The sequence below is a fragment of the Aquitalea pelogenes genome, assembly GCF_001515305.1.
GTDB classification, from domain to species: Bacteria; Pseudomonadota; Gammaproteobacteria; order Burkholderiales; family Chromobacteriaceae; genus Aquitalea; species Aquitalea pelogenes.
This window is the reverse complement of record NZ_LNQV01000001.1, coordinates 48286-63270: the sequence shown is the minus strand read 5'-3', so window position 1 is coordinate 63270 and position 14985 is coordinate 48286. Positions and strand designations below refer to the sequence as shown.

24 protein-coding genes and 1 other RNA gene are annotated in these 14985 nt (G+C 58.3%); 1 reads left to right on the top strand and 24 read right to left on the bottom strand.

Annotated features, from left to right (window positions below; translation table 11 throughout):
- Window positions 1–27: 27 nt before the first annotated feature.
- The 10 genes from AWT75_RS20635 to AWT75_RS22470 form a co-directional block, all read right to left on the bottom strand.
- Complete coding sequence (locus AWT75_RS20635; protein ID WP_082695874.1) at window positions 28–1323, bottom strand: phage head morphogenesis protein; 1296 nt, start codon at window positions 1321–1323, stop codon at window positions 28–30.
- Window positions 1313–2857, bottom strand: coding sequence for a DUF935 domain-containing protein (locus AWT75_RS00345; RefSeq protein WP_062786010.1), 1545 nt, complete (start codon window positions 2855–2857; stop codon window positions 1313–1315). Before AWT75_RS00345 ends, AWT75_RS20635 begins: the two co-directional genes overlap by 11 nt.
- Before the next feature lie 18 nt (window positions 2858–2875).
- Complete coding sequence (locus tag AWT75_RS00340) at window positions 2876–4507, bottom strand: hypothetical protein (RefSeq protein WP_062786006.1); 1632 nt, start codon at window positions 4505–4507, stop codon at window positions 2876–2878.
- Window positions 4507–5076 (bottom strand): DUF3486 family protein, encoded by a 570-nt coding sequence (locus AWT75_RS00335; protein ID WP_062786003.1) that lies wholly within the window; start codon window positions 5074–5076, stop codon window positions 4507–4509. Before AWT75_RS00335 ends, AWT75_RS00340 begins: the two co-directional genes overlap by 1 nt.
- A 1-nt stretch (window position 5077) precedes the next feature.
- The gene (locus AWT75_RS00330; protein ID WP_062786000.1) at window positions 5078–5395 is read right to left on the bottom strand and encodes a hypothetical protein; all 318 of its coding nucleotides are present in this window, start codon (window positions 5393–5395) and stop codon (window positions 5078–5080) included.
- Window positions 5392–5766 (bottom strand): hypothetical protein, encoded by a 375-nt coding sequence (locus AWT75_RS00325; RefSeq protein WP_062785997.1) that lies wholly within the window; start codon window positions 5764–5766, stop codon window positions 5392–5394. Before AWT75_RS00325 ends, AWT75_RS00330 begins: the two co-directional genes overlap by 4 nt.
- A gap of 195 nt (window positions 5767–5961) precedes the next feature.
- Entirely contained in the window at window positions 5962–6240 is a 279-nt protein-coding gene (locus tag AWT75_RS21865; RefSeq protein ID WP_062785993.1) for a hypothetical protein, read from the bottom strand.
- Window positions 6237–6845 (bottom strand): hypothetical protein, encoded by a 609-nt coding sequence (locus AWT75_RS00315; protein ID WP_062785991.1) that lies wholly within the window; start codon window positions 6843–6845, stop codon window positions 6237–6239. The genes AWT75_RS21865 and AWT75_RS00315 overlap by 4 nt, the downstream gene beginning before the upstream one ends.
- Window positions 6842–7084 carry a hypothetical protein gene (locus tag AWT75_RS00310; RefSeq protein WP_062785988.1) on the bottom strand — a complete coding sequence of 81 codons (243 nt, stop codon included), beginning with the start codon at window positions 7082–7084 and terminating at the stop codon, window positions 6842–6844. Before AWT75_RS00310 ends, AWT75_RS00315 begins: the two co-directional genes overlap by 4 nt.
- A 165-nt stretch (window positions 7085–7249) precedes the next feature.
- A complete protein-coding gene (locus AWT75_RS22470; protein ID WP_239689413.1) occupies window positions 7250–7582 on the bottom strand; it encodes an N-acetylmuramoyl-L-alanine amidase in 333 nt (110 codons plus the stop codon).
- Here AWT75_RS22470 and AWT75_RS22465 point away from each other — a divergent pair.
- On the top strand, window positions 7526–7903 hold the full coding sequence (locus AWT75_RS22465) for a hypothetical protein (protein ID WP_239689405.1): 378 nt from the start codon (window positions 7526–7528) through the stop codon (window positions 7901–7903). The two genes, AWT75_RS22470 and AWT75_RS22465, sit on opposite strands and share 57 nt — an antisense overlap.
- Here the strand turns inward: AWT75_RS22465 and AWT75_RS00295 are convergent.
- The 14 genes from AWT75_RS00295 to AWT75_RS00225 form a co-directional block, all read right to left on the bottom strand.
- Window positions 7886–8431, bottom strand: coding sequence for a hypothetical protein (locus AWT75_RS00295; protein WP_062785981.1), 546 nt, complete (start codon window positions 8429–8431; stop codon window positions 7886–7888). The genes AWT75_RS22465 and AWT75_RS00295 overlap by 18 nt on opposite strands.
- Before the next feature lie 10 nt (window positions 8432–8441).
- Window positions 8442–8897, bottom strand: a complete 456-nt coding sequence (locus tag AWT75_RS00290; protein ID WP_062785978.1) for a Mor transcription activator family protein — start codon at window positions 8895–8897, stop codon at window positions 8442–8444.
- Window positions 8894–9310, bottom strand: coding sequence for a gp16 family protein (locus tag AWT75_RS00285; RefSeq protein ID WP_082695872.1), 417 nt, complete (start codon window positions 9308–9310; stop codon window positions 8894–8896). The genes AWT75_RS00290 and AWT75_RS00285 overlap by 4 nt, the downstream gene beginning before the upstream one ends.
- A 154-nt stretch (window positions 9311–9464) precedes the next feature.
- Window positions 9465–9920: a hypothetical protein gene (locus AWT75_RS00280; protein ID WP_062785971.1), complete on the bottom strand. Its 456-nt coding sequence runs from the start codon at window positions 9918–9920 to the stop codon at window positions 9465–9467.
- On the bottom strand, window positions 9920–10552 hold the full coding sequence (locus AWT75_RS00275) for an ASCH domain-containing protein (RefSeq protein WP_062785968.1): 633 nt from the start codon (window positions 10550–10552) through the stop codon (window positions 9920–9922). The genes AWT75_RS00280 and AWT75_RS00275 overlap by 1 nt, the downstream gene beginning before the upstream one ends.
- Window positions 10553–10563: 11 nt before the next feature.
- Window positions 10564–10628: hammerhead ribozyme type II (locus AWT75_RS00270), an RNA gene on the bottom strand.
- A 3-nt stretch (window positions 10629–10631) separates the two neighbouring features.
- Window positions 10632–11012 (bottom strand): HU family DNA-binding protein, encoded by a 381-nt coding sequence (locus AWT75_RS00265; RefSeq protein WP_275575666.1) that lies wholly within the window; start codon window positions 11010–11012, stop codon window positions 10632–10634.
- Window positions 11009–11524, bottom strand: a complete 516-nt coding sequence (locus tag AWT75_RS00260) for a hypothetical protein (RefSeq protein WP_062785962.1) — start codon at window positions 11522–11524, stop codon at window positions 11009–11011. Before AWT75_RS00260 ends, AWT75_RS00265 begins: the two co-directional genes overlap by 4 nt.
- 1 nt (window position 11525) lies before the next feature.
- Window positions 11526–12029 (bottom strand): hypothetical protein, encoded by a 504-nt coding sequence (locus AWT75_RS00255; RefSeq protein ID WP_062785959.1) that lies wholly within the window; start codon window positions 12027–12029, stop codon window positions 11526–11528.
- Between the two features lies 1 nt (window position 12030).
- Window positions 12031–12654, bottom strand: a complete 624-nt coding sequence (locus tag AWT75_RS00250) for a DUF3164 family protein (protein WP_062785956.1) — start codon at window positions 12652–12654, stop codon at window positions 12031–12033.
- 368 nt (window positions 12655–13022) lie between these two features.
- A complete protein-coding gene (locus AWT75_RS00240; RefSeq protein ID WP_239689404.1) occupies window positions 13023–13313 on the bottom strand; it encodes a hypothetical protein in 291 nt (96 codons plus the stop codon).
- A gap of 14 nt (window positions 13314–13327) precedes the next feature.
- Complete coding sequence (locus AWT75_RS00235) at window positions 13328–13606, bottom strand: XRE family transcriptional regulator (RefSeq protein WP_239689403.1); 279 nt, start codon at window positions 13604–13606, stop codon at window positions 13328–13330.
- A gap of 25 nt (window positions 13607–13631) precedes the next feature.
- Complete coding sequence (locus tag AWT75_RS00230) at window positions 13632–14264, bottom strand: hypothetical protein (RefSeq protein ID WP_062785944.1); 633 nt, start codon at window positions 14262–14264, stop codon at window positions 13632–13634.
- 2 nt (window positions 14265–14266) lie between these two features.
- Window positions 14267–14980, bottom strand: a complete 714-nt coding sequence (locus AWT75_RS00225; RefSeq protein ID WP_231960148.1) for an AAA family ATPase — start codon at window positions 14978–14980, stop codon at window positions 14267–14269.
- Between the last annotated feature and the right edge of the window lie 5 nt (window positions 14981–14985).

The following is a 14985-nucleotide window of genomic DNA, read 5'->3' as shown; positions in this document are numbered from 1 at the left end:
GTCCCTGCCGGCACGGTTCCCCCCCTTCTATAGAATCCGCTTGTAAAGCTGCGGATTATCCAAATCCCGCAGGTCCACATAGCCCAGGGTCAGCAACGTGTTTGTCTGCAAGGTATAGCGCTTCCCTGATACATCCTTGTCCTTGGTCCGGTAGTTCACGTTAATCGCTGCTTTAACATGCCGGCTGCCATCTGCGGCTTGCCAGACCGCCAGATAAACAGGCTCCTCTTTGCCATGATCAATCTGCTGATAAACGCGCTCCGGCTCCCACATGCCGACGACAGTCTGCATGGCATCGTCCAGGGCAATCCGCTTGTCCGCTTTTGCCCCGGTATCGCGCAGCGCATGCTTGACCTCTGCATCGTCGACCGACACCACCGCCGTGGCCAGCGGCTCACCCGTGGCCTGTTCTATCTTGTCGACAAGTTGCGGCGAGAGCGCACCAATGTGGAAGCGTTGCTTTGTCGGTCGGTAGCTGGCCGGGTCCGGGTAGATCTGCTGCACTAGCGGCTGCCAGCGCTCCTGGATGACCTTGTCCAGGGCGTCGATGTTGTTCACGGCGGACTGGATGGCATCGGCACCGATCCGGGCCGAGGTGGTCGCGGCCTTGTCCAGGAGCAGCTTGCCGACATAGGCTTGGCCAGGGGCATAGTCCCAGCCGAAGTCGATGCCGTCGGGCACATAGACCACGCTGCCATCGTCCTGCTCAACCCGGCGCGTCTGAATGACCGGTGCATTATCCGGGCCGTCCTTACCGTACTTGTCACGCAGCTCCTGCTGCGATACAGCATGCACGGTGCACTGGCAGCCCCAGCCATTGGGTGGGTAATGAACGTTCCACCAGGGATCATCGGCGCGCAAGATCAGCCCATTCCACGCCTGGTGCTGCGGACGTGGGCGCAGGACCGAGTCGGAATGCACATAGCGCCAGTACGGCCGCACCTTGAGCATGTCCGGGTCGGTCAGCTGCTGGTAGCGACCAGCCGCATAACTGGTCTGCAGGTTGGTCTGGTAGATGACGCGGGTGCGCCAGTTGCGGCCGCCCTTGAAGTCCCAGCCATGCGTGGCCACGATCTGGTCAAAGTCGCGCCGGAAGTCGGCTAGCGTGCTGCCGCCTTCAATGGCTTTGCCCACTGCCTGGCGCAGATCCTCCAGCAAGTCGCTGGCCATGGCCCCGGCCACCACAAAGGAGCGGTCATGCTGCGCCTTCATGATGTCGGTCCACTGCTCCGTAGGCAGGTTCAGCTTCTGCTGGAAATAGTCCAGCTGGGTCTGCCAGGGCTGCTTGAAGACCGCACTCAGCGGAGCCGCGCTATCGGCCATTGCTCACCTCGTAGCGGCCGGACAGCTCAGCCAGGCTGAAGGCGGTATTCATCACCCGTTGCAGCTCCGTGGTTGGCAGGTCACCAAAGGCACCAGTCAGCCACGCCTGGAAGGACTCCAGATCTGGGGCATCTGCCAGGGCCTGGCGAATCACCCGCAGCATGGTGTCCATCGGGTCGGCCGTCTGGCTGGTTAGCTGTTCCAGGAGCGGTGCCATTGGGTCAGTCTGGACTGGCTGCAGGGCATTCATTGCACGATAGCGGTTCATCGCCTGCTGGACCGGGGCATCTACCGGCACCAGTATCGCCTCGCCCTGTTTGGGGCGTTCCAGTCCAAAACGGGCATAGGTCGATTCCTGGCTGACTGGCAGACCAGCGCGCACCAGGGTGTCGACGACCCCGGCCAGCGCAGTCAGGTCTTCCGGTTTGTTGATCCGCAGCTTGATGGTGGGATAAGCCGACTGCACGCCCAGATTGAGGTCCACCACCGGCTTGACGTAGTCACGGCTGAGGGTGGCTTCCAGCTGCTGGACATCAGCCTCCAGGATGTCTTCCCGCACCTCGTTGTGAACCTTGCCCAGGGCATAAGCCCCACCGCCATCCGCGCCACCGGTATTGGTCGACAAAGTCTGGCCCAGCACGATCTTGCTGGTCTGCTTATCGAAGTACTCCGTCAGCCGGGCATAGATATCGACCGAGGCTGTCTTGTTGCCGGCGTCGACAAAGTCGATCTCCATGTTCTTGGGAATGGCGGCCGCCGCATCGGTGCCCAGGCTGCGCAGGGCCATCAGCAGGGTTTCAATGTCCTGCGGCGTGGCCGACACATCGTACTTGCCCACCCGCAGCGGCTGGCCATAGGCCTCTGCGAACGTGACCCAGTCCTTGATGGCGTAGTTGCTGAACAGGAAAGCCCAGCAGGCCATGCGCGCCAGGCCGCCCCGGATCAGTACGCCTGACTTGGCTTTGACTTTGTGGGTGATGAATTTGTACGGGGCCAGCGCCTCACCGTAGATATTGCTGTCCGAGCGCAGGTAGAGCGTTTCCGGCTCCTCGCACCGGATCTGTAACCAGTAGGGCTGCAGGTAGGACAAGCCAACCGGCATCCACTGCTTGGCGCTGGTTTCCCAGTCGATCTCATGGACGCTGAAACCCTTGCCAATCGCGTCCAGGATGTCGAACAGGTTTTCCTTAATTGGGGCCAGGGCCTGCTCCACCAGCTCGGCCGCCCGCTGGCTGACAGCATCGTCGCCGGCCGGCTCCACATACAGCTCCAGGCCAACCAGGGCGCGTTTGCGGGTCGACAGCTCCGAGCCGTAATGCAGGTACTTCTCTTCCATGTCCTCGGCCAGGCGCAGGTAGGCGCTGGCATCCCCATTCACTGCCTGGCGCAGCATGTTGCCCAGCAGCTCCGGGTCCAGCCCGTGGCTGGCCGAGGCAATGATCTGACGCACCCCGGTGGTGGTCGGGGTGGCGATGGTGGTTTTAAGCAGGCCGGTGTTAATCGGCTGGCCGTTGTGATCGACAATTTGCGGCATGTTTTGCACTCCGTTTCGTTACCAGGTGCCGCGCCCGAACCGGGCTGACATGGCCATGCTCCCGCGAGGGATGGACTTGTAGCCCCTGGTGGCCAGCGGCGCAGCATCAATCACACGGGACGCATACACGGCCAGGGCTACTCCAACTGCCACGTCACCGTGGCGCTTGCCCTTGTCTTCACCTGTCGTGCGGGTTTCAGGGATACGCGGTACCCCCTTGATGATCTGCACGGCGCGCATGTCGGCCAGCACATCTTTGTCCTTCGGCAGCCCGTCCAGGTCACCGTCTTCCAGGGCGGCCTTAACCGGGGGCATGTGTTCGCGGTACCAGCTCTCCGACAGCATCACCTGGTGGATGCGATCCGCCCCGTAGCGCTGCATCGCCACCTCGGCCAGATACTGGCCATTACCCCGTGCATCGAATGCGCCACCGGCAAAGCCAGGCAGGTTATCCAGCAGGTGAAAGGTGATTTGCTCTTGCTGACGAAAAGGCACATTGCGCATTTCCAGGATGAAGGGCACGCGCTTGACCAGGTTCTGCATCTCAATCAAGGGGACATGGACCGACAGGTCACCACTGCGGGCAAAGTCCTCACCGTCAAAGCTGCGGACACCCTTGGGCAGCTTGTCCAGCTGCGGCTGCAGCACCGTATCAATCCAGTCCTGGCAGTGGCTGGCACGGACATGGTCCGGCTCCAGTTCAAAGCCTGCCGGGCACTCATAGCGCAGCACCGGGGTGTCGGCGGACATTCGCTTTTCAATCAACATGCTGCTGAGCCAGTTGCCGCCACTGTTCTTGGGGACGCAGCCGTACTCTTCGTCGGCCGACTCGGGGTTCGGGGCGTTCTTGTACAGATCGGCCCGCCACTTCGCCTCGGCCTCTGCTGACCATTCTTTGTTGGTGACGTAGCAGATCCGCTGGTACAGGCCATCGGCAATGGCGTCGTCCAGCGTGATGCGGTGGATGCTGTAGTCACGCTTGCCGGCACGGGCTTCCAGGATCAGCTCATTGAACAGGTTTTCGACCCCGTTATGGGTACTGATCAGCCTCACCTTGTTGCCCCACATAGTCAGCGCCAGCGCGGCCTTGAGTAGCTCCTCGAGGGATTCATGGAATGCCGCTTCATCAATCACCACGTCACCCTGGAGGCCGCGCAGGTTGGACGGACGGCTGGACAGTGCCTGAATTTTGAAACCCGACTTGGGGAAGCGGATCATGTAGGAGAGGATTTCCTCCTGCTTGCCTTCGTCCCAGAAGGTCTGCTCGTACACGTCGGCGCGGGCCAGCTCATTGAAGGCCTTGGCGAACAGCGCGCAGGCGGCGATGTACTCCAGCGCCATCTCTTTCTTGGAGCCGACATAGAAGGTATTGCAGCCCTGGCGACGGCGCGGCCGGGCGGCCTTTACAACGTTGCGGCCGGCTTCTGCCCAGGTCAGACCAGTACGGCGCGACTTCTCCGCGATCATGATCTGGGACTCGTCCTCAAACCAGCGCTGCTGGTAAGGCAGAAAAACCGGCTGCTCGGCCGGGATGGCCTCGGCCACTTCTTGTGGCACCACTACCCCGGCCAGCTCCAGCTCCTCGGCCAGGTTAATTTTGCGCGGGTTGCCCAGGGCTTTTAACGGGGCTTGCTGTACGGTTTCGGTCATCACTCTTTACCCAGCAGGATGCGGCGGATGCTGCTTTCCATCTGCTCGCTCATGCCATCCGCGCCACGTAGCTCTTCCAGCTTCTGTTCCTGCTCGGCCAGCAGCGCAGCACGGGCCTTCTGCTCGATGCGGGCCTGTTCTTCCAGGCGGAATTTCTTCTGGTTCACGCTGGCCCGGCTCAAGGTGGCGATGTTCTTGGCCACCTTGGACAAAATGGCTATCCGGTCTTCATTGGAGACATCCTCGTCACCGGCTTCCTGCAGGTTGACGATGGATTCAAACAGCTCGGTCTGTACCAGGGCGAGCAAGGCTTCGGAGCGGGTGTCTGTGTCATCCGATGCGCCCTGGGTCAGCAGTTTGGCCGCTTCGGTACTGGCGCGGATCGCAGCGAAGCGGCGTTCGATCTTCTGGCCATAGCGGTGGATGGCGGATTTACTGATGCTGTAGCCCTTGTCGCGCAGCAGCTCCTCCAGTGCCTGGTAGCCACTGAAGTTGCCATCAACCAGGGACTGGTCCAGCCAAGCGCGTACCTCGGCCGGCAGCATGGAAACGCTGTTGCGTGCGGCCATTTTATTTTTTGTCCCAGTAAGGCGTAGGACGGGCAATGCCAGGCTGGCAGTCGATGGTGTACTCGGCCAGGTCGACGCCATAACGGGTGATGTCCGCCCACCAACGGCCCGATGGCTCCTTGCGCAGTTTCACCATGGCGCGGTCTTCCAGATAATCCAGCTGCTGGCGAACCTCCAGCGGCGATACATCGGGGATGATGGCGCGCATGGTTTGCTGGAGGATGTCCTCGACGACTTCAGCTGGGCGGGCGTTATAGGTCGCCATTACCAGGTACCAGCGCAGGCTTTCGCGGCGGATTTTGGCTTCGTCGATATTCATTGCTGTAGTCCTTTCAATTGGACGTTTTCGATTTTGAGGGCGACCGCATCCAGCTTGGCTTCGATCACGGTCTGGTTGCGGATGTAGTCATCCCGGCGCACGTATTCCATAGGCAGGGCAGCTTGGAAGCGCAGGAAGTCTTTTTCGATGCGCTGCCAGCCATCGGCCTCGCGCCGGTTCTGTTCCAGCAGCTCGGCAAAGCGGGTGTCCCAGTGGGTGCTGGTAGCCTTGTTCGCCTCGTCAATCGCCTTGAAGCGCTGATCCAGACGCTGCTCAAACTGGCCCAGCAACAGCTTGCCAAAGGTGAACACCACGCCCAGGAAGCCCAGTAGCAGGCCGACCAGGTACCAAAAATCAACAGTGACCGTCACCGGTTTCCCCCATTTCGGCGCTCAACGGCGCTCTGACAACGTGTACAGCGCAGGCCGGGTGCCGCGACCTGACGTTCTTTCGGAATTTCGACCCCGCAATCAATGCAATGCGTGGCTGGCGGACCATGCGGGACCAGTGCCTGGCGTGCAGCAATGTGGCCTTCGCGCTCGTCCAGCTCCAGCTTCTGGGCACGATCAAACGGATCCATCAAAGGCCCCCATCGCCCGGTCTGCCCAGTACAGTGCTTCGGACAGCCGTTTTGCAGCCTCATTTGCACATTCAGCATCACCACCAAGGCGGGCGATCTGGCCGATGACGGCGGCCAGTTCCGCGCCTTTGATTTCCAGGGCTTCCATCAAGTCACCCTGGCTATGCGTACTGATCGCGTCCTCTTCGGAAGCAAGACGACTTGCAGTCTCGGTAGCCGCCTGCAGCGAGGACATCCCTTTAATGACATCAAGCTCCTGCTTCATTTCACACTCTCCGTATGCAGGGTGATGAAGGCATCCAGCTGCTGCTCCAGCTTCTGACACCATTGGCCGTAATCCGCTGAATGCGTCAGGAGGTCTGTGGGTGATAGCCCGACTCCGGCGCTGCCGGCTTGGTCGGCTTTTGCAGCATCTCCGGCGCTGGTCGCGGGCAGACCCGGACCACCTGTGGCGCTGGGGTATCCGAGGTTTTGGGCATAGAGACGCAGCCCTGCAGGGCCAATACCAGTCCAGCGAGGGCCATCAGCTTGTACGACATGGGGAATCTCCTGTTTCAGTTGCTGCTGAGTTCTGGACAACTGGGCGCGGGTCTCCAGCAGGGCAGCACCGACCTGATTGGCCTGCTGCTCCAGGGTCTGCTTGTCGCGCAGGGCCGTGGCCAGCTCAGCGGCCCACTGGTCTTTGAACTTGCCCAGCTGCTTTTCGTAGTCAGCAACCAGATTGCTGCGGATGGTTTCATCTGCCTTGTACTGGGCAGCGGCACCCGATTCGACGCCGTGCTGATGCACCTGGTAGGTGATGAAGGCCAGGCTGGCCCCGATGGCGACGGCCTTTACCCAGGTCGGGATAAGCGGGATGGATAGGTTCATGGCGTCTCTCCCGCTGCCGGAGTGGGCAAGGCATCACGGGCAATGGCTGCCCGCTTGCTGGCCTGGGCATGGGTTACCCAAGCGGCCAGATAGAGGCCATACAGCCATTCCGTGGCGCGGCCGTGAACCACCTCCCACACCAGGGAAAAGGTGGTGGCCACCAGGGCGACCGCGATGCAGAACTTGCTCTGCGACAGACGCTGGGTAACCGGGTTGGTGAGGATGTCAGCGAGTTGCATGGCGGCGGTTCCTTCGCTTGGCTGCTGCACGCCTGGCCTTGGCCACACCGCTTGGGCCACGATGGCCTACCGGTACAGCCCGATGCACCAGCATCCGCCAGGGAAACGGTGGCTGATGGTGGGCTGCCAGGGCATGCAGCAACAGGTAAATGAGCGGCCGGTGCATTAGCTGGCCAGGGTGTTCTTGGCCTGCGGCTTCATGCCGGCAGCCAGCCAGGCGGCAACGGTGAAGCCGGGGCAAGTCTTGGTCCACTCGCTGGGCTCCACCGTGCCATCACCATTCAGGTCCGGGGACAGATCACGGTGGCCAACTACCGGCACGCCCGGATACTTGGCCAGCAATGCCTTCACCAGGCTGGCCAGCGCACCCCATTGCGCGGTGCTGTACTGATCCGTGCCCACCATGCAGATACCGATGGAGTTGGCATTGTGGCCAGCTACATGCGCGCCGACTTCATCCAGGGCGCGTCCGGTGGACTTGGTACCGTCGACGTCCAGGACAAAGTGGTAGCCGATGGCCTTGAGGTCGGGGTTATAGGCGGCAATAGCGGCCGGCTGGCGGTGAAAACCGCGCTGGGCGTGCCACTGGTCAATGACGCTGCAGCCGATTTAGACTCGGAGCCGAGTACCTTGCCGTTGGGGCTGGCGGCGCAGTGGATGACAATCAGGTTGATGGTGCGGGACACGATATTTCCTCATGCAGGACATGAGGCAAATCGTAGGGAAAATCAGGAGGTGGGCAGATTGGGAAGGGGTTCGGTACAAATGAAAAAGCCCTGCATGGGTAGCAGGGCAGCTAAATCAATGGAGGCTATTTAGTTCATCCGTAGTTGCCTTTAGGCAAGACTTGTACAATTCACTGTATTCTCGAAATCTATTGTTTGCCTCAGTCAACTTTTCTCTTGCTGCGACTCCTTGAGACAAAGCAACCAAGTCAAACCCTTCAATTGCTAGTGACATTCCATTCAAAAGGCTCTGTTTTGGCGGTACAACACACCCTTTATCCGGTATGATTTCAACTAATTTTTTCACTTCCCGCATTACATTGATTGCTTTTGGCAATCCCGACGTTTCTGATTTTGTAATGCTATCAACTTGCATCGAACTTATTGCAAGATTCACGGCACTTTGAGCTTTTATATTTCCATCCCCCAATTCATTCAGATAAAAAAGAACACCTTTTAACTCTACTATTTTGCTCTCTTTATCATTCTCGAGAGTAATTTTTGCTATTTGTTCACTTTCAGCCTGTTCTTTTTTTAAAGCCCTATCTTTATAGGTTATATACCCACCGATAGTGACTACACCTAGCACAACACTAACAATTATCAGATTTCCCATTTTCATCGAAACTCTCCTAGAACAGACTGCCCTGTGCAGTCGCAGGTAGCAGGTCATCTGCTTTGGCCAAAATTTCTTCAATCCTGCGATCACACAGTTTGTATTTCGGCACCAACACATTATTGACAGTGGCATTATGCCCTAACTCACCGCACGACATGTCATAGTCAGCACGGATACTGGCATCACGCAGGGCACGCAGCGCTGCTGCGCACTTCGGCACGTATAGCCTGGTATTGCCATATCGCTTGACCAGCTTGGTCGCTGCATCAACGCCTACCGCTTCAGCCAGTGCTGCAAAATATTGTCCCTCCTGCCTGGCGGTTTTCGGGATCGGGAAGTGTGTGCCACCATAGGCATCTACCAGTTTCAGTGTGGTGGCCAGCGTTAGCATATCAACGAGCTGGCGGGCATTTTCTGGCAACAGGTGTGCAGCACGGGCCATTGCCATTTCGTGGTCACTGCGGTTCATGCGGGCCTCCCATTCCGGCGTGCGTCATAGACAAGGGCGACCATCACCCCATTCAGCTGTTCGTAGTCCAGCCATTCAAGTTTTTCGATCCGATACATGCGTTTTGCCATGCCCTGGGCGTATTCCCACGACCGGCCAGCGGTGCTCAGCTGTGCCTCAATCTTGGCCATCAGGGTCTCACGGGAGTCCTTCGGCTGCGGGCGGCGGCCATGTTTTTTCGCGGGCTTTTGCACAAAGCCCAGGCGCTTCATTTCAGCCAGCACGTCATCCAGCTGCTGCAGGGTCAGCTTGGTGCTGCTGGTTTTGCCATCAGCCAGGCGTGCCAGCATGGCGCGGTAGCTGTCGTCAGCCATCTGCAGCTGCTGCTGTGCGATCTTGATCTTTGCGATCATCGCCTTGCGTCTGTCTGTCATTGTTCTTCTCCTGGTCAAACTCAATGCACGCGTGACCGGCCATGCCGGCTTATCAGAGGATGGCACCCGCTAGTTGATCGGGGCTGGCCGGTCACGGCTGCATTGAGGGTTAAAACACGTTGCGGAGCCTGTTAAGCAGGCTCGACACCGGGTTCTACTCCTTTACAAATGCGGTCTTTGCCTCTGTCTTCTCAGCAATTTCGACACTATCGCAGACCTTGCACAGATGATTGATGGCCGCTTTCCCACTGGACCAGTCCGGCAGATACAGGGTTACCGAGCCATTGATGTACTTGTCTTTTTGCACTGCCCGCTTACCGAATTTTTTCTCAAATTCCTTGCGCTTGACCGGACTTACAAGTGGCCGAACAGATTTGCGCAGGAATTTCTGTTCAGGATATTCACTCGACCCTTGTGCCCACTTGTATTCGAAGACTCCATCAACGAAAGTACAAACTCGGTAGCTGATTCCTTTTGCCACACGGCGTACTTCCAAGGTGATCCGCCGACCATCACACATCAGATCGGCCTTGCCCCATGGGAAAGACAAATCTTCAATGAGCTTTTCCTTTTGCTCTGCCGTCAGTTTCTTCACGGTTTGCTGATCCATTACTCACCCCTCACTTGTTTGAATTCGATAACCCATACCCAGGGATTCACATCCCAACTGCTATCGCCGTTTATCTGCTGCCAGAGTGCGCAGAAATTATCTCGGCTCGACTTGAAATGGACTGGCGCCCCTTCTGCGGCTGCATCTGCTTCGCTAATGTCCTGCAGGCGTTCTACTCTCACGTCGACGATTTCCAGCAGGATGCGGCTTGCCCAGCGCGGCATGTGGATAGATGGTCGCCACCCTTCTTGAAACGGCTTTGCTACCAATCCGCTGGCCTGCTCTACGGGGAAGAGCCTGTGCATCTCAGTCCATGATTGGCGTGAGCTGGCCGCGTATACGACTGTGGCCAAGTCGGTAGCAGTGCTGTGAAGCTGCCAGCTTTCCCGCACCCATAGCTTGTCGCCTGGCTGGCCGTATGGGCATGCCTTCCACCCTTGTGTCTGCCGCATGCCACCAGTTGCATCACTTGGGCCTTCCGCCATCCACATCCCACCGCCAAAGCACCAGCGGGTGGTTTCAAGTGCTGGCTGCGGCTTCACCACTCGCCGCGTCTGCGTTTTGCTGCCATTAAGTAGCGCTCTCACCATCGAGGCACTGAATAGAATCGGGTGTTCTATAGCTGTTTTCATGTTTCCTTCTCTCTCGGCTGCTCATCAGTGCCTGGCCACCACGCCAGACAGACCGCCCTTGCGGGCGGTTTCGCACGGGTTAGCCTGCTGCGGCCTCTTTCAGACGCTTGGCCGGGGAGAACTTGGCGGCACGCTTGGCTGCAATCTGGATGGTTTCGCCGGTCTTGGGGTTGCGGCCGGTCTTCGCGGCACGCTCCACGCTGCCGAACTTGCCCAGGTCGGTGATCTGCAGCTCACCACCAGCACGGACGGTGTCCAGGATGGTAGTGGTCAGGCTGTTGATCACCGCTTCGGCCTGCTTGACAGTCACTTCAGCGTGTTCGGCTACGTGTTTGATCAGCTCTTGCTTGTTCATGCTTTTCTCCTTGGTACTGCGTTGTAAAAACTGCTTGAAAGGGATGTTTCCGGTTCTGAGATTGCGGATCAGAAGCCGCCAATTGCTAACAGTCGGCTTATTCAATGGACCGTGCCGTTTTTCGGCACAAACCGGACGTGCTTCTGGCAGAACTCGTCCAGTAGGATCTTGAGCAGCACGGCATCTTTATCCTTGTGCGCCAACACCACTTTCCCGAAGTCGGTGAATACGCGCTGCATGATGGCTTTCTGATCAGCCAGCTGGATGTCACGCTCCAGCAGCTGGTCATTCGCGCTATACAGCTCCTTGCGCAACTCTTCGACGGTATGCAGCGCTTCCGGGTTAGCCATGGATGCACCCATGTGCACGCTGAGACCCAGCGCGCCACCATGCGGGTTAGGTGCAGTCATTGCCTCTTTCCCCAGGCTGGCCAAGGCGGATTTGAGGAACCCATAGACGAACTTGCCATCATCGGCGGCGCGCAGCAGGGACACGGACGCAGTGATTGTCCCTGTCAGGTAATCAATGACTTCAGGCAGCTCAAACTTAGCTGCGGCTGCCAGGGTGGTTTCCATGGCCTGCGCTACAGCATCGGAAATAGGCTTGGTGTTTTCCATCTCACTGTCCCTCCAGATCAATTCGTACGGGCGGCGTAGCCTGCATTCCATCCAAGTGGCGCTGGATGCGTTCAGCTACCCTGCGCTGTAGGCGATCACTGATTACTGTCGAATGGCCGCAATCACTCAGTACCATTTCGGCCAGCTGCATCGTGCTGTGGTATGGCTCAATCCCCCGCACCTCCACAGAGTCCAGGGCGTTGGCATGATCCAGGGCGGCGGTAAACTGGTGCCACAGGTCAAGCGGGATCATTACGGCCAAGCCGTCATCGGTCTCACCTTCCTCCGCATCAGCCTCAATGCGATTGCAGGCTGCCAATAGAAGTAGAAATGCCGCCGACCTTTCCGTACTTTCAGCAAGGGCAGCCTCCCAAGCTCCTCGCGCAATATTGCGAAGTGCCAAGCGGGTGCTAGTGATGTAGGCAGGTGCGTCCTCCAGTGGGCCGATCTCTGTGTCAGCCCAGTGTTCAAATTTCGGCATACTGGTTGATTGGTCTGGTTGCATCTCACACCCCCGCCATATCAAGAGGGATCGGCTGGTACTGGTCGGTATCGCCAATCCGCTCGTACACGCGGATATAGGACTTGGAGCACTGGACCCGTACAGACTCGCTGAGGGCATTCATGGCCCGCTGCCACTTCTCGTCCTGGATTTCCAGGCGGCGCAGGCTGAGAATGCGGCCGGTGCTGATCTTTCCTTCCTTGTCCACGTTGAAGGCGTCATTGATCAGGGCGCGGATCTCGCTGCGTGCACCTTCGGTCCACTCATGCACACACTCGTCAATCAGAGCCTTCGCGGCCTGCAGGCCTTCATCAAAGGTCAACGTGTCGCTGACAGCACGCTTGATCATGTAGCGGCCATCAAAGGTGGTTAGGGATACATTTCCCTTGGCTCCGCCGACCTTGGCCCCATAGCGCTCACCGGACAGTTCAATGAAAGCCTGGATGTCGGCAAAGACCGTGGCTTTGAACTGGGCCAGCATCTTGTTGACGTCCAGGGCCTTATTGATGATTTCCATCACCAGGGAGTCCCGTTCCAGGTCGATCTGCTTGATCGACTCCAGCGGGATCAAACGGCCCTTGGCATCCTTGCGGTAGCCGTCCGGGGTGTTTTGCGTAGTGTTTTGCATTACCTGCTCCTTGCTCCAACAATTCGTTTTACTTGCGCCAGCTGCTGCCGGTTTCGCTCTAGCCATTCCGGTGTCAGCTGGGGTTCTTCCTTTGCATCCCAAAACCGGCTGGTTCTTGCCGGTGGCTCTGGGCCGGGCAGAACCGGATCAGGGGCTTGCGGCGCGGGGGGCGGTATTTCCTGCTCCTGGACCGGCTCCGGTTGTGGGTCTACTGGCTGAGTGGCTGCATAAGCGGCCAACTCTTCGAGGTAGTCATCCCACACAATTCTCCGGGCCTTATCCGCTGCCATTCCCATACTCACCAACCGTGCTACTTCTGCCCGCAGCTTGGCCTTGGTGGCTTCATCCAATTCGACCTGCTCAGTCATTTAGTTACCGAACTCAGTCCAAACAATGCGGCAGCCACCTAAATGAAACTGACCTTCGCGGTAGGGACCGAAGTGAGTACCCTGGCCGAAGCTGAAATAGACTGCTTCCCCCTTGTCGATTAAGGTCTGGCATTTGCTGCAGCTCTGAATCCGTATCGTCGGGCGAGCAGGAGCCGCCATTTCTACCCGCACCACCATGAAACCGTTCTCGGTTAGAGCCTCAACTGCTTTCACGATCTTTTGTGCTGCTTCGTAAATAGCTATGTTCAGAGGCTTGATATTGGCGCTCATAGCGGATTGCATCGTCACTCTCCTTTGCTGCAGTTTTTGCACTTGCGGCAGGTCCGCCAGTGCGTCAGTTTCAACGGGTGGTGTGTCGGGGCACGGCTGCTGCTGAAAGTGCGGCAATCAGCCATGGTCATTTCCTGGCCATTGAATGGGCAGGTCACCGTGGCCAGAACAGCCAGCACCTGCGTGGCGACCGCATCGGTCTTTCCTGCATATTTGCCAGCTAAAACAAGGCTGACAGTGGTGCGGGAGTACCCCAGTTCAGCAGCAACCGGCTTCTGACCACGCTGGGCCACGGCAGTACGCAATATTTCCAGCCAATCAGCAGTCATAATCTGGCTCCTCTTGCCAAACGACCTGGCCTAAATTGGGGTCATAGACTGACTTGGTACGCTGGATCATCGGAGGGCGAGGCCCGCTGTTTCGGGCTGGATTAAAGCGGTACCGGGTAGGAATTCCACCAGCACCCTTGCCATGCCCTTTGTCGATTTCAATCAAATAACCAGCGGTAGCCAGGTGCTTCAGATAGGTCCGTGCCGTACCTGGTGCGACTGAAACTTCAGTTGTGCTGGCCAGTGCCGCGAGTTCGTGAAAATTGAAGTCGCGTACCATCCGCATGGTTCGCCACATCGCCTCATTGACTAGCCCTTGAATAACCGGCTTTCCCTCTGCGGTCAGGCGCGGCGCTTCCAGGCCGTTATCCTTGACCATGGCAAATTGCTTTGCCTCTGCCAGCTTTACGGTCACATTGCACTGCTGGATAAATCCGCCGCGTTCGAGTGCTTGCACATACGTCCTGACTGTCGCCAGATCGACCTTCGCAGCGCGGGATATGTCTGCCAGATAGAAGCCATCACGATTGGCCCGGATGGCTTCCCAAACTCTCTGACGCCCCCCCTTACCCCCCACCATTTCTAGGTGGGCACCGCGACGTTTTTGCTTTGTCGCTGCCATCGTTAAACCCTTCTCGGTGCATCGCCGGTATAGAGCGGCTGGGTACCCCAAGTAGCCCGGTCAATTGCGTCCAGACCATTCAACATGGCGTGCTCTTGGATGTTCACCAGGTTGACGCAAAGCCGACGAACAGAACCGTGAGCAAGGTCGACCACATACGCCAGCAAGTCATCGGCAATGGCGATATCCGGGCTGTAGATATCTTTCAACTTCAGGGCATCGCTCATGGTTACCGGCTGCGCCGGCACCCAAGCCAGCACCCGACCATGAAACCGCTCAAATTTCTTCAGCTTGCTGGGTAGCATTTCTTCCCCCACCAGCATCAGCGGAGCCTGGCTGCCTTCGTAGATGTCACGCAGTAACTCCACCATGCCGGGGCGGGAGGCCGCGTGGTCGGCTTCATCCAGAATCAGCGGACGCTGGCTGGTCGACATCTGTTCGCAGATCAGATCCAGATTGGCTGACACAGTGGCAGCAGGTCGCATGCCCATTTCAAAGGCGATTTTTTCCAGCAGGGCTTTTTTGCCCCAAGCGCTGCGCATCTGGACGTAGTAGGCGCGGGTCTCGTTGGCTACAGCGACGATGGTGGTGGTCTTGCCGTAACCACTAGGGCCGTAGTAAACGCCCAGGCCGGGCAGGCCGTCTTGGCGGTTGATCAGCTTGCTCATGGCGATGCTGACAAGATCAAGGTTGGCAATCGGTGCAATGCGATTCACGTTTA